11 protein-coding genes are annotated in these 13,070 nt (G+C 60.2%); 4 read left to right on the forward strand and 7 right to left on the reverse strand.

All coding sequences use genetic code 11. The features are described from left to right. Positions 1-770 (forward strand): hypothetical protein (locus BV034_RS00655; protein WP_265592485.1); only part of this gene is annotated, 770 nt, incomplete at its 5' end. Between the two features lie 102 nt (positions 771-872). Here BV034_RS00655 and BV034_RS00660 read toward each other — a convergent pair. Continuing rightward, on the reverse strand, positions 873-2,114 hold the full coding sequence (locus tag BV034_RS00660) for a folylpolyglutamate synthase/dihydrofolate synthase family protein (protein WP_050023093.1): 1,242 nt from the start codon (positions 2,112-2,114) through the stop codon (positions 873-875). Between the two features lie 293 nt (positions 2,115-2,407). Between BV034_RS00660 and BV034_RS00665 the strand changes: the two genes are divergently transcribed. Both BV034_RS00665 and BV034_RS00670 read left to right on the forward strand, forming a co-directional pair. Continuing rightward, on the forward strand, positions 2,408-4,024 hold the full coding sequence (locus BV034_RS00665; protein WP_265592486.1) for a hypothetical protein: 1,617 nt from the start codon (positions 2,408-2,410) through the stop codon (positions 4,022-4,024). Between the two features lie 103 nt (positions 4,025-4,127). Further along, positions 4,128-5,927 (forward strand): hypothetical protein, encoded by a 1,800-nt coding sequence (locus tag BV034_RS00670; protein ID WP_265592487.1) that lies wholly within the window; start codon positions 4,128-4,130, stop codon positions 5,925-5,927. A 67-nt stretch (positions 5,928-5,994) separates the two neighbouring features. On the opposite strand, the gene BV034_RS00675 is transcribed toward BV034_RS00670, so the two are convergent. Beyond that, entirely contained in the window at positions 5,995-6,423 is a 429-nt protein-coding gene (locus tag BV034_RS00675) for a DUF2752 domain-containing protein (protein ID WP_050023098.1), read from the reverse strand. 23 nt (positions 6,424-6,446) lie between these two features. Continuing rightward, complete coding sequence (locus BV034_RS00680; RefSeq protein WP_050023100.1) at positions 6,447-6,935, reverse strand: CD225/dispanin family protein; 489 nt, start codon at positions 6,933-6,935, stop codon at positions 6,447-6,449. A gap of 97 nt (positions 6,936-7,032) precedes the next feature. Between BV034_RS00680 and BV034_RS00685 the strand changes: the two genes are divergently transcribed. Then, the gene (locus BV034_RS00685; RefSeq protein WP_050023102.1) at positions 7,033-7,479 is read left to right on the forward strand and encodes a DUF4190 domain-containing protein; all 447 of its coding nucleotides are present in this window, start codon (positions 7,033-7,035) and stop codon (positions 7,477-7,479) included. A 6-nt stretch (positions 7,480-7,485) separates the two neighbouring features. Here the strand turns inward: BV034_RS00685 and BV034_RS00690 are convergent, their stop codons facing one another. The 4 genes from BV034_RS00690 to BV034_RS00710 form a co-directional block, all read right to left on the reverse strand. Continuing rightward, a complete protein-coding gene (locus tag BV034_RS00690; RefSeq protein WP_081887487.1) occupies positions 7,486-10,485 on the reverse strand; it encodes an autotransporter-associated beta strand repeat-containing protein in 3,000 nt (999 codons plus the stop codon). Positions 10,486-10,613: 128 nt separating this feature from the next. Then, complete coding sequence (locus BV034_RS00700) at positions 10,614-11,078, reverse strand: SufE family protein (RefSeq protein ID WP_050023108.1); 465 nt, start codon at positions 11,076-11,078, stop codon at positions 10,614-10,616. A 140-nt stretch (positions 11,079-11,218) separates the two neighbouring features. Next, positions 11,219-12,085, reverse strand: coding sequence for a sulfurtransferase (locus BV034_RS00705; RefSeq protein ID WP_050023110.1), 867 nt, complete (start codon positions 12,083-12,085; stop codon positions 11,219-11,221). 72 nt (positions 12,086-12,157) lie between these two features. Next, a complete protein-coding gene (locus BV034_RS00710) occupies positions 12,158-12,919 on the reverse strand; it encodes an RluA family pseudouridine synthase (protein WP_050023112.1) in 762 nt (253 codons plus the stop codon). Positions 12,920-13,070 lie beyond the last annotated feature (151 nt).

A 13,070-nucleotide genomic window follows, 5' to 3' on the forward strand; every position in this document is an offset into this window, starting at 1 on the left:
AGGTGCCCTATGGAGGGCTGCCGCCGCCCCCGCCCGACATGGCCCTGCCCAACGGCCCCGTCCCGGATATGTCGGGTCCTGCCGTGACTCTCGTTACGACCCCCGCCACCAGCGCGAAGGTGAGCAAACTGCCCAAGGAGGCTCAAACGGCGGTCGAAGTGCTGCAAAAGTTCCTGGATGCCCCTACGTGGCGCGACCGTTTGACCCTGGTCCAAAAAGCCGATGCGCTTCGGGCCGCTCTCGACAAGAATCCGGGGCATTTCGCAGACGGCCCTATCCGCGTTGGTCAGATCGACTTCGTGGACCGTTACGTGAACAAGAACGGCGTGCCGCCCTATTGCATGTTTGAGCTGAGCGGCGGCTCCTTGGATCACCCGGTGCTGACCCTCGTGGAACAATCCACCAAGTCCGGTGTGAGGGTGGATTGGGAGGCCTTCATGGACTTCAAGGAGGACTTGATGCTCAAGTTCCTGGAGACCAAGGGCGCACCCAACGCAAAATTTCGCGTGATGCTTCGCAGGAAGCACTATTTTGACAAAGACGTGCCTGAGGTGACTTCCAAGGATGCCTTCGAGGTGAAGCAGCCCCACGGCCACTTTCAGGGTCACATCTTTGTGCCGAAGAAGTCTTCTCTCGCCCAGCAACTGGCCAACCAGCTCGGCTGGGGCATGGACATGCCGGTCATTGCTGAACTCGGCTGGAAGACCGATGGCAAGAACCACTGGGTGGAGCTGACCGCCATCACCAGCTACGGCTGGCGCGGACAGTAGAGTAGCGAATGCGGAATGGGGAAGGCGTGTTTCGGGACGCAGAATCGGCTGCTCCGTACTCAGTTTCTTATCCCTTGGCCCTCTTCCCTTATCCCTCTCCCCCTACTGCGTACTGCTCTGGAACCACTCGCGTTCGCCGCGGAGGATGGAGATGACTTCTCCTGCTAAATAGAGTGAGCCGGTGACGAGCACGCGTTCCGCGTTGTGGCGGGCCTTGGCGAGGGCGTCTTCGATCGTCTCATGGACGCTGCAATTCACGGCACTGGCATACAGGTCGGCCAGTTCCTTGCGCAGATCTTCCGGTGCCATGGCGCGGGGACTGTCGAAGCGGGTGAAATGCCAGTGGGAGGCAATCGGCTGGAGGGAGCGCATGACGGCCTTGGCGTCCTTGTTGGACACCGCGCCAAACACGACGCTGGCTTTCTCTCCCGGAAAGGCTTGATGCCAGGTCCGCACCAGGGTTTCGGCGGCGTCAGGGTTATGGGCTCCGTCGATGACCAAGCGGTCCTGCTCCTCGCGCTGAAAGCGGGCGGGCCATTCCACCGTCTTCAGGCCCACTCGCAGCACGGGCTCGCTGGCCCGGAAGCCAGCGGCTTTGAAGGCGGCCACGGCCAGGGTGGCGTTCCAGAGCTGATGCTGGCCGAAGAGGCCAAGCTGGTAACCCCGCAGAGGCGTGGTCACGATGGAGAGGGGGGCTCCCCGCTCCCGGGCGGTGTCGGAAAGCACCTGCATCACCTCGGGGGCCTGTTTCAGCGTGATGACGGGCACTCCTGGCTTGATGATGCCAGCTTTCTCCGTGGCGATTTCCCGCAGGGTCGCGCCCAGGTGTTGCTGGTGATCCAGGCTGATGCTGGTGATCACACAGGCCGCCGGGAGGACGGAATTGGTGGCGTCCAGACGCCCGCCCATGCCCGTTTCCAGCACCACCCACTCCAACTCCCGCTTGCGGAACCAGTCCAGCGCGAGAGCAAAGGTGAGTTCGAAAAACGTCGGATGAGGATCCCAGCCCTCCACCCGCTTCTTGATGGCCTCCACCTCCTTGACGATCTCCTGAGAGGTGATGGTGCGCTCTGCATCCCGGACCCGCTCCCGGAAGTGGATGAGGTGGGGAGAGGTGAAAAGCCCGGCATTGACCTCAGCCGCCTTTAGCAGGCTGTGCAAAAACGCACAGACGCTCCCCTTGCCATTCGTGCCCGCCACATGGAGAAACTTCTGACCGCCCATCGGCAGCTTCATGTCGTCCAGAAGCTTGCGCGTGTTTTCCAGCCCCAGCTTGATCCCAAACAGCTGGGTACCGTAGAGCCAGTCGAGGGCCAGTCGTTCCTGTTGGGCTTGTTGCAGCACAGTCGAATCCTAGCAGCTAAGGGACAGGAGTCATCCCGGAATTGGGTGCTTATGGTAATTTAACGTCGGTTTGGCCATGGCCTATCGCGATCCAAGGAAGTTTGTTCCAGAGCGCATCGAGAACAAGCTTGCCCTGAGTGGCCCGTTTGGAGCAGACTTTTTCACACCAGATCCCAGTTGTTCACAAGGTCGGCGAGTCTGGACCTTTCCGCCAACCATCAGGCACCCCCCCTTTGCCAATGAATGGAGCCCAAAAGTTATTCCTGCTATTCGTCATCCAAGTTCTTCCTGGTATGGGTTCGCTGCTGGCCCGCGATCTGGGGAATAAAGAGGAAGCAGCCGAGGCCATCGAGGCCTTTCGGAAGATGGATGAATGGGATACTCAGTCCTTCCAACCCATTGTGGCCCGCGACAAAAGGGAGCTGGAAAAGACAATCGGACCTCTTCCTGAGGGAAGTTCTGTTGCAGTAGACCTCGATGCCGACACCTTGGTTGTGCGATCTACTCGTGAAGGGCTGGAGCGGACCGGCTATTTTTGCGAACATGTTGTTCGCAAATTGCCACGGGTCGTCACCTGCAAGCTGGAGGTTTTTGAATCTGAGGTCGCCGCGGATGAGGCGCTTCTTGATTCATTGGCGAAAAGCCAGGATCATGAGAGTTATGCGAAGACTTTGCGTGAGCAGTTCGCCAAAGGTCAGGCCAGGCTGATTGCCCATCTTCAAGGACAGGGGCAAACCGGTCAGCTACTCAAGCTTGAGCAAAAGGGCGATGACGCTGAGCCGATGATCAAATTCGAGATCACGCCCACCTTGGGCGAGTCTGAAGCAGTTGACCTGAAGATGCTCTTTCAGAGTCGTGATGCACCGTCACCAGCCGAGGGAGCAGACGAGCTTCGACAGGCGGCTACGGTGAAAGCAACTTTTCGGGCAAGGATCGGAGCAAGCCGCGCTGTCGCCATGTGGAAGCCCGCGAGAGATGGTCTGGACACGACGCGCACGGCTATTCTGGTGGTTAACGCTCACCCGTTGTTTGTCGCAATGACAGACCGACTGAACGCACAAGTGCGCCGCCTTGATGGGGGCAAACCGTCGCCCGTCCCTGAGATCAGTGTTCCGGAGGGCATGGAACTGCGCACGTTCCCCTGTCCCTTGAGCTTGTTCGGGCTAGGGAATACGGTGTCTGAAACGGAAGCACTGTCAGATCCATTTGCCAGCTCAAGTGAGCAGGCACCAGAAGTCGGCAAGGTTTCGTGGCGGGCCAGATCAGCAGAGGAAGTGCTCAAACAACAAGGCATTCCGCTCCCAAAGGGTTCTAGGGCATACTGGCACCGCAGGACAGCAAGGCTGGTGGCCCTCAACACCCCGGAGAACCTGGAGATGATCGAGGTTTTTGCGGAGTCGATGAGCAAGATGAGCCCTATCACCATGGTGCACGACTTTCTAGTGGTCCAAGGGGAGCGGGCATTGATGCAATCGCTCGCAGATGAGACTCGTGGACATGCCCATCACACCGCTGCTTGGAGGCGCATGAACGCTCTGCTGGCGAAAGGAGACTTGAAGCGAACGGGCTTTCTGAGATCGGAAACAAGCAGTGGATGCCGTTTGTTCCTCTTTGCCGGCCTGACCAATAGACATCCCGCGCAAAATGAAGATTCGGGACCGGTGAAGAACGCTACCCGCCTGGAAGTGGACGCCACTATGGGCCCCGACGGACGTACGATTGACTTGGATCTGGCTATCGGACAGCATCGGGGGCCGACGCCCTCTGGATCAGTGGTCACCTCAACCTCCATGCTGTCCGGCAGTCCCCGACTCATCTATCTGTGGAACCTGCCGGATCCTGACGCCGCTGGCCGGTCAATGTCGCAGGCTGTCTTTCTGCGGGTGACGAGGTTCGAGGTGACTGACTGAAACGGCTATGGTTCCAGCACCCAGACCACGCTTCAGCAGTCCCATACCGAGCCATCACGATTGCGAGGAGTTTGAGGCGGATACCCCCAACTATATCAACTTCATGAATCGTACGAATACTGCGCTTTTGCTCTGGTGTAGTCTCATTTGCCTGGGTCCGTTCTCCATACTGGCCCAGGATGAGAATCAGGGCGCTGACTTTGATGCCGCGCTGGAGGGTTTTCACAAAATGGACGAGTGGTCAGTTAGGGAGTTCCAACTCCCATTGTCGTCATTGGTCGGACCAGGGCGGGGCCAGAAGGGAAGATCGTCTCCCGACGCGCCTCCTGAAGTAAAGATGATGGAGTATCATGTGGGGGTATTGCCAAAGGGAACTGCCTTCTTGTATGACAGCGCATCCTGGACGCTGGCGGTTCGATCCACCAACGAATCGCTACAGAGGATCCAGCACTTCTGCGAGACCGTGACAGGCAATGTCCCAGCCGTGCTCAACTTTAAGATGGAGGTGTTTGAATCTCGGTCAGGCGCTGACTCCGGACTTCATGAAAAGTTGATAGCGACGCACGATCACACTATTCATGCCGAGGCCCTCCGAAAGCTGGCGGAGAAAGGAGAAGCCACAGTGCTTGCGGTGACCCAGTGGGACGGGAGGTCCGGGCAACGAGCCCATGTTGTTTGCGATCATCCTGAAACGGCTTCCCGTCTGGAACTGGAAATCGATCCCACTTTAGGGCACAGCGGGGTGGTCGATGTGAACCTGCATTTCGAGCATCTTACAGCGCTGCCTGCGGAGCGTCAGATCCCGGATGTTCACGCGGAGGCGACAAGCACGATGACTGCGACCCTCCAGTGCGGAAGGGCTCGGGTCGTCGGCATGTGGAAACCGAGAGGCTCTGGCAAAGATGTCATAAGAACGGCAGTACTCACGGTCGATGCGATGCCCGTTTTGCCTGAGAAGAACACTCAACTCGCGGAGAAGCTGCAAGTGTCTGGGGGGCTTGCAGGGAGCGCGAAGACATCGAACCCTCAAGACATTCCGGTCCCCCGGGGCCTGGTGCTCCGGCAGATCAGGTGTCCCATGAACCTGTACCATTTGTGGCAAGACTACGAAGTGCAGGACAGGAAGGGGGCGGATCCGTTTCTAGACACACAAGAGGAAGCGCCCGAAGATCCCAGTTTAGGTCAGACCGTATCGATTCAGGAAATATTGGAGCAGCAGGGAATACCTTTTCAGGGAGGCGCAAGGATTTATTATCATCGCCCCACCTGCAGGTTGGTTGTCCTGAACACTCAGGACAACATCGATCAGATACAGAGTTTTCTGGATGGACTTATGTTTCATCCTTCAATGGTGTTGAGATCAGCCTTGCAGATTGTAGAAGGAGAGGCGGCTCAGATCCGGTCGCTGGTCGCCGCCACGGAAGGGCTTGCGGATCACACAGCAGCCTGGAAGCTCATGGAGGAGATGGTGGCCAAAGGAGAAATCAGGCAATCCGCTCTTTGGATCACCGAGACGCGTAGTGGGCAGAAGGAGTCAGTGTTTTCGGGCGAAGCATGGGGAGGGGGATCCAAGAGCAAGAATCAGAATCAAGAGGACGAAAAAGGGGAGGAGCCCATACGAATCGGCACCCGGCTGGCGTTGGAGACAATCATCAGAGCTGATGGCTACACGCTCGAAGTGAACGTTGACCTTGTCCAGCATGGGGCAGTCGAGATTGAAAAAGCAATCGGCGGAGTGGCTGCCCATTCTATCAGCACTTCCGCCCCAATGATAAGTGGCAAACCTGTGCTCCTCGGTGTGTGGTCATCAACTGAGACACCGGTATCAGGAAAAGCCAAGCTCCAGGCAGTCTTTCTCAAGGTACACATGATGCAGCTGATTTATCAGGAAACTACCCCATGAAACGCCGTGCTATTCACCTTGCCATCCCCTGGTTCTGCGCGGTTGAGGTGCGCAAACGGCATCAATCTTAATGCGGGGCCAGCCACGTGAAGGGCGGCCAGGGGAGGTTGCGCACCACGCCAAAGCCGAGGATGACCACGACGATGGCGATGGCCATGAACCGGGAGGGGCCTTTGAGGGGTGGGGGAGTGGGGCGGTTGAGCATCCAGCGCCATAGGCCACGGAGGAGGAAGAATCCGAGGATGGGCAAGCCCGCCAGCGCGAGGATGTTTTTGCGTGCTGCTTCCTCGAACCTGAGGTGGAGCAGGGCATGCAGGCAGCGGGTGGCACCGCAGCCGGAGCAATGCCAGCCGGTCAGGCGGTGGAACATGCATTGCGGGTAGAGGCCGTTGCCCTCCGGGGGATGTTGGTAGAGCACGATCGCGCCCACCAGCATGGCCACCAACAGCGCGCTGCCAAGGGCGATCCGGGAGGCGGTGCGCGGGCTTCCTTTCATGGACAACGAAGATTCCAGATCCCTCAATTTTGGAGCAAGTCAGGGTGTTGGTAGGCGTACCAGAGGGTGATTGCGAAATTGATCAGGGAGAACACCACGCACATCCAGCACCAGAAGCGGGCTTTCTGGGAAGACCGCCTGGCTCCGGTCACGTCACCGACGACCATCTTCTTGTCCACTTGGGCAGCATGCACCACGGCCGGAATGCCAAAGAGGGGGCAGCAGAACAAAAGAAGCACGATGGACTGCCAGAGGTAGGTGGGCACTTCTTCAAACGTGGGCGGCGGGTAGCCATGCGAGGCCTGGGCTCCGGGTGGCGAGATGCCCAGCGGCGGCGGTGGGACGCTCGCAGAGCCAAAGAGCCCGGGTAAAGCGCCGGCCTGCACCCACTGGGGCATGCCTTCTTTCCAGATGAGGTCATCGACGTGCAGCTGGTCCTTGCCCACCATGGCGCGCAGCTCCTCCAGAGAGAAGGGGCCCGACTGCCTGCCATCTTTGCCGACGTAGTACATGCTCCCTAGTCAGCCGCGAGGTCTCCGGTTGTCCAGTTGAAAACTCACCGCTTTACATCCCGGATATTTATTCCAAATAACCGCCAAAACATCCTCCATGAACTACACCATTCAGCGCCAGAACGAGTCGTACGGTCCTTATCCTCTGGAGGAGGTGCGCCGCCTGTTCACGGCCGGATCGTTGCACCCCACGGACCTGGCCTGGCCGGTGGGATCGCAAACACCCGTTACGGTCGGCAGTCTGCTGCAGTCGGCTCAGGGGGATCACACCGGCGGGGTGATTCCGTACAAGAACCCGCAGGCACTCACTGCCTACTATCTGGCGGTGGCTTCCCTCATCCCATGCGTCGGCATTCTCACGGGCATCCCGGCGCTCGTCTTGGGGATCAAGGGGCTGAAACGCGCCAAACGTGAGCCGTGGATCCGCGGCAAAGCCCACGCCTGGATTGGCATCATCGTAGGCGGTGGGCTGGCGCTCGTCTGGTTGATCGGTCTGGGTGCGTTCATTGTCTCCATCATGCTGCAGAAGCCGGCAGGCCTGTAAAGGGGATCAAGCGGACAGCTTGCGCCGACGGCGCAAGCCCCAGGCCCCCACTGCCAGGATGAGCAGCATGGCGCGACCCGGCTCGGGCACGGCAGCGACCTGCACGTAGAAGCCGCTCGCATCCGAGTAGCTGGTCCACTTCTTGTCCGGAGCAAGCGTGGGCATGCTGGAGAGGAGCGGGCTGCCATCGAGTTTGGTGGGATGGGTCACCCCGGAGAGATCAATCAGCATCCAGGTGTCGCCGATGTTCCAGGTAAGCGGGTCCATGCCCAGCGCGGCCACTTCCAGACTGCTGCCGGTGAGATCCACGGTGACGGAGGAGAAGAGTTTGAGCACGTCGTTTTCCCCCAGGGGATTGGAAACGCCACTGCCGTCGTTGCTGAACAGGTCAAACTGAAGGGTGCCACCCAGATTGATGTCCACATTGGTGACGCCACCGCTGTTTCCAAGAACCAGATCCTGGGCTCCGCCGGAGTTGACGCCGTGTGAACCGCCGATCATGAGGAAGGTGCCCGCGCCGAGAGTGATGTTCTGCGAGGTTCCTCCGGTGATGCTGCCAGTGCCACCGAGCTTCGCCCCGCTACCTGCCACGGTGTTCACACTGCCCGTCCCCGTGGCGGAGCCGGCGGTGTTGTTGGCCAGGAATGTGCCCTTGCTGATGGTCGTGCCGCCGGTGTAGGTGTTGTTGCCCGTAACCGTGAAGGTGCCAGTGCCCTCTTTGTTCACGGATCCGCCCGTGCCACTGAGCGCGCCGCTATAGGTGGTGGACTCGTTGTTTCCTCCCACACTGAGGGCGACTCCGGCGCTGGCTGTATTGACGAGAGAGAGGTTTTGGCTGCCTTTCAGACCGCCGATCTGGGCGGCGGCGGTGAATTTGCCGAACGTCAGGCTGCCGCCGTAGCTGTCGTAGTCCACGGTGCTGCCGCTGAGACCACCCGTGAGGGCGCCAAAGGAGACCGTGCCATCGCCATTCGCGTTGGCGGCACGGCTGATGTTGACCGTTGTCGCGTTGACGATTGAGGTGATGTAGGTGCCGGCCTGGATGCCAGTGCCCGTCACGGCTTGACCCACCAACAGCTGAGTGGTGTCCAGGCCGGAGATCGAGGACACGGTATTGGCTACGGTGGAGCTGTTGTCCACGGAGGCAGCAATGGAGTTCAGTTCCAGCACGCCAGCCTGGATGACTGTGTTGCCGGTATGAGTGCTGTTTCCGCCGAGTTGGAGGGTGGTGTTGCCCTGCTTCACCAGTTTCACCTGACCAGTGATCTGGCCCGTGAAGAAGCCACTGGATGACTGGTTAACCGTGAAGGTTGCAGCTGTGGCACTGGTTACCGAGCCCGGAGTGGCCGTGCTCTGCTCAAGGCGCGAGACCGTCTGGTCAAAGCCATTGAGATCCAAGATGCTGGCGCTGGCGTTGTAAGCCACTCCCATTTGCAGGACGGCAGCGGTGGGCAACACGTTGGCTGCCATCATGCGCATTGTGCCACCGCCCCCTACAATGGTCCGGCCCCAGACGTTGCCGCCGACACCCAGCGTGACGAGACCGCTTTGGTCGAAGTAGAAGGTGCCGCCGGCGGCAAGGTTCACCGCATTGTCGGTGATGTTCACGGTGCTGCCGCCGGGATTGAGGACCAGCTGTCGATTGGTGCCATCGGAGGAGACAATACCGCCTTTGATATTGAGCACATTGCCAGCCCCACTGCCGCCGATGCGAAGCCCGTTGATCAGCCGGATCTGTCCCAGCAAGGTGTTCTTGCCGGTTCCGTTCATCAGACTGGAGTGGGAAGTGCCATTGGGATCATCTCCAATGAAGGAAATCACTTCGGAGAGGGTCACGCCGCCAGTGACCTGAAGCCGACCGCGGTTCGCGGTGTACACGATGGTGCCCGCGCCGGGATTCGTGTTGGTGTCCCATGCGCCCAGGGCATCATTGTGGGAGACCACGACGGTGCCAGACTGGATGTAAGTGGTGCCCGTGTAGGTGCTGCCGCCCGACAGGGTGACCGTGCCCGCGTTCGCGGTGTTGTGGGCGATGGTGACACTGGAGGCTCCCAAGGCGTTGTCGGCGATGCCGCCACTGAGGGTCAGGTTCCGCGTGGCATCAGGCACGGTCAGGACCAGCTCACGTGAAGCTCCGACCGTGACTTTCCCAGAGACGGTCAGCGTTCCGGCTCCGGCATTGAGGATGCCGTTCACGGTGAAATCTCCTGCGAGCGCGCCACTGGCTCCTGTGTAACGCAGGGTGTTGAACGAGGCTCCAGCGCCCAGAGTGCCCACGCCGCTCACTTCATAGTTCAGGGCCCCGGTGGTATCGACTGCGTCTGCAGCGACTACCGTGGTGCCGGTGTATCCGGCGATCTGGTTGCTGCCATTGCGAAGGGCATATCGGGTATTGGCACCCGTTCCATAGGTGATCCAGGGCCCCAGGATGCCGGTGCTGTCATTGGTGGGAAAGCCGCCCGCCACCGCGACGGTGCCAGCACCCTGAACACTCAGCGTGGCTCCCAGGCCACGGGTGAAGGTGCTGCCATTGATTGTCAGAAGCCGGCTGGTCCCCACATTCCACACCTGGCCGCTGTAGGCTCGTAACGCCAGGTTCGAAGAAATCGTCAGATCTTGGGCGGGACCAGCGCTCAGATCGATGCCGTTTGACGCCAGCGTAAGCGTGTTCGCGCCGGTGATCGCCACAGCCGAGGCCACGCCGTCGAGCTTGATACCCAGCCACGAAAGGTCAGCGCCCAAGGCATTGGAGGTGGCACTGCCTGCGACCCACGCGGCAATGTCGTTCCCCCCCGGAATTGCTCCGCTCCAGCTGGCCGGGTCATTGAGGGCGTTGGACGAGCTCGTCTTGTTGCGGGTTGCTCCCCATGCGGGAATGAACCCTGTCGCCACAAGCAACGCGACCAATCCCGGTCGCAAGAGCGGCCTGGTCGGAGGGTTGTTCTTGGGTGGGATGGAGGAAACGACGGGGGAAGGCGCGGCGGCGCCGGGTGAGGAAGGAGCCATGCGAGCGTGAGGGGATTATTTGCGAGCTCCAGTTTACGGAGTTCCCCCTCATATTCTCGCGAGGAGATGCAATTATTTGCAAGAACCCGACACAAAAGCGCGGGGCCGCTCCTCGAACTCGTTTTGCCTCAAGCTGCTGCCGCAGCGGCAGCCCGCTTGCGGTCCAGGTACATCTTCACAGCCGTCTTCATGCGGCCCAGCACGTAATAAACGGTCTGGCTGCGCAGGCGCACCAGTTCGGCACCTACAATGCGGGGGACGAAATCGGCGGGCACGGCCATGATTTCCTCTGGCCGCGCCCCGTTGAGGCCCCGGCAGAGGATGGAGGTCATGGCCTTGGTGAGGGTCTGAACCAAGGGCCCCAGGGTGATGGCGAAGTGCACCTTGTTCTCCTCGTCCACCTTCAAGTACACACCCACCGTGTCGGTACACTCCTCGTCCTTGCGGACGTCTTCGAGATCGAAGGTTTCTCCTTCCTTGGGCTCCTGACGCTTGGCACCGTCCGACATCACAATGAGGTTCTCCCGCCGCTCCTGTTCAGGGAGGTGCTCGAAGAGTTCAATGATGTCTTGAAGGGCGGGGGGGTAGGACATGAAAGGCAGTGAAAAGTGGAGAGTGAAAAGTGGGGAGTGCTGGGAGTTAGGAGTGAGCATCTCCGCAGGAGAATAAGGCCAGACTGATCGGAGTCGTCGTATGGCTCCAACTCTTAACGACTGACATCTAACTCTTAGCCTCAGAAACTCCTCTCAATTGGACTGCGCACCATGTTGCCCCATTCGGTCCAGGAGCCGTCGTAGTTGCGGACCTTGTCGTAGCCCAGGAGGTACTTGAGCACGAACCAGGTGTGGCTGCTGCGCTCGCCGATGCGGCAGTAGGCGACGATGTCGTCGTCCTTTTTGAGGCCCAGATTCTGAGTGTAGATCTGGTCGAGCTCTTCGGCGGATTTGAAGGTGCCGTCCGGATTGGCGGCGGTGGCCCAGGGGCAGCTCTTGGCTCCGGGGATGTGGCCTCCGCGGAGCACGCCTTCCTGCGGATACTCTGGCATGTGGGTGGTCTCGCCGCTGAACTCCTTGGGGGAGCGCACGTCCACCATCGGCTTCTTGGCCAGCATGTGCTGCCAGGTCTGATGGTAGAAGGCGCGGTTCGTGGTGTCATCCCGCTCCAGCGGAGTGGGATAGTCAGCTGCGGGATAGTTCGGCACCTCGCGGGTCAGCGGCTTTTCCTCCGCCGTCCACTTGGCGCGACCACCGTCCAGGATCTTGACGTTCTGGTGGCCGAAGAGCTGGAATACCCACAGCGCGTAGCACGCCCACCAGTTCGACTTGTCGCCGTAGAACACCACGGTGGTGTCTGGAGTGATGCCGTTCTTCCGGCACACTTGGGCGAAGGCGTCCGGACCAACGTAGTCACGGGTGATTTCATCGTTCAGGTCCCGACGCCAGTCGATGTGCACCGCGCCGGGGATGTGGCCGGTGTCATAGAGCAGCAGGTCCTCGTTGCTTTCCACAATCCGGAGGCCCGGTGTGTCGAGATTGGCGGCCAGCCAGTCGGTGTCGACAAGGGCATCGGGATGGGCGTAGGCAGAAAACTTGGAATTCATGACGGGAAAATCGTTCGGCGTGAGCAAAAGGGTACGCCCGCAACATGCGTTTCAGCGGGCAAAAGGCAACCCTCAGGGGCGGCCGCTGCTGAGAAACGTCCCCAGCGCCACCGGCAGCGGAGCCGCCCATTCCTGCCTGCCCTGGCCGTCATCCAGAATGAGCCGGTGGGAGTGCAGCGCCTGGCGGGTGAGGTGCAACTGGGCCTCCAGCTTGGGCGTCCACCCGGTCTCGATGAACTCCAGGTAGCAATCCTCGGAAGGGCCGTAGATCTTGTCTCCCACTACATAGTGCCCCAGATGGGCGAGATGCACCCGGAGCTGGTGCATGCGACCGGTATGTGGGGCGCACTCCACCAGGGAGAACTGACCATGGCGGTTCTCATGTCGTTCCAGCACCTGAAAGTGGCTCTCACACGGGACTCCCCGCTCATCCACCCGCTGCTTCACCCAGATACGGGAGTCCATGACGTCCCCCTGTCGCAGGATGGGGGCGGTGACGGTCGTTTCCTCCCACTCAGGCCAGCCCGCCACCACCGCGAGGTAGGTCTTGTCCATCTGCCGGCGCATCATGGCCTTGCCCAGCCGCCGCGCCGCTGGGCCGGTCTTGGCAATCAACACCACCCCGCTGGTCTCGCGGTCCAGCCGGTTGATGATGGAGACCTGTCCACCATTGGCCAGCTCATAGGCCAGCAACTCGCGAATCCCGTCCCACAGGGTCAGTCCCGCATCCGACGGCTTGCTAGGGTGAATCTGGAGCGGGGCCGGCTTGTCCACCACCAGCCAATCCTCGGTTTCATCGAGGATGGTGAAGTTGTAGTCGGAGCTGGTGGCCATGGGCGGGGGCGGGACATTCTAGCGCCAAGCGGTGGTCTGGAAAGGGCGATCGCCAGGCAAAGCTTCGTGACGAAAATTTGTGCGACAGAGCATTGCATGATTGCCTGAGTCTGGGAGAAGGCGCAAAACTGGAGGCTCTCCCTCCCAAACA

This window comes from Verrucomicrobium sp. BvORR034, from assembly GCF_000739635.1.
Taxonomy (GTDB): Bacteria; Verrucomicrobiota; Verrucomicrobiia; order Verrucomicrobiales; family Verrucomicrobiaceae; genus Verrucomicrobium.

Excerpts from the sequence above, each read along its gene's own strand:
- BV034_RS00675 (WP_050023098.1), bottom strand. The coding sequence starts at position 6,423 with ATGAAAGGAAGCCCGCGCACCGCCTCCCGGATCGCCCTTGGCAGCGCG.
- BV034_RS00700 (WP_050023108.1), bottom strand. The coding sequence starts at position 11,078 with ATGTCCTACCCCCCCGCCCTTCAAGACATCATTGAACTCTTCGAGCAC.
- BV034_RS00670 (WP_265592487.1), top strand. The coding sequence starts at position 4,128 with ATGAATCGTACGAATACTGCGCTTTTGCTCTGGTGTAGTCTCATTTGC.
- BV034_RS00710 (WP_050023112.1), bottom strand. The coding sequence starts at position 12,919 with ATGGCCACCAGCTCCGACTACAACTTCACCATCCTCGATGAAACCGAG.
- BV034_RS00705 (WP_050023110.1), bottom strand. The coding sequence starts at position 12,085 with ATGAATTCCAAGTTTTCTGCCTACGCCCATCCCGATGCCCTTGTCGAC.
- BV034_RS00680 (WP_050023100.1), bottom strand. The coding sequence starts at position 6,935 with ATGTACTACGTCGGCAAAGATGGCAGGCAGTCGGGCCCCTTCTCTCTG.
- BV034_RS00690 (WP_081887487.1), bottom strand. The coding sequence starts at position 10,485 with ATGGCTCCTTCCTCACCCGGCGCCGCCGCGCCTTCCCCCGTCGTTTCC.
- BV034_RS00665 (WP_265592486.1), top strand. The coding sequence starts at position 2,408 with ATGGGTTCGCTGCTGGCCCGCGATCTGGGGAATAAAGAGGAAGCAGCC.
- BV034_RS00685 (WP_050023102.1), top strand. The coding sequence starts at position 7,033 with ATGAACTACACCATTCAGCGCCAGAACGAGTCGTACGGTCCTTATCCT.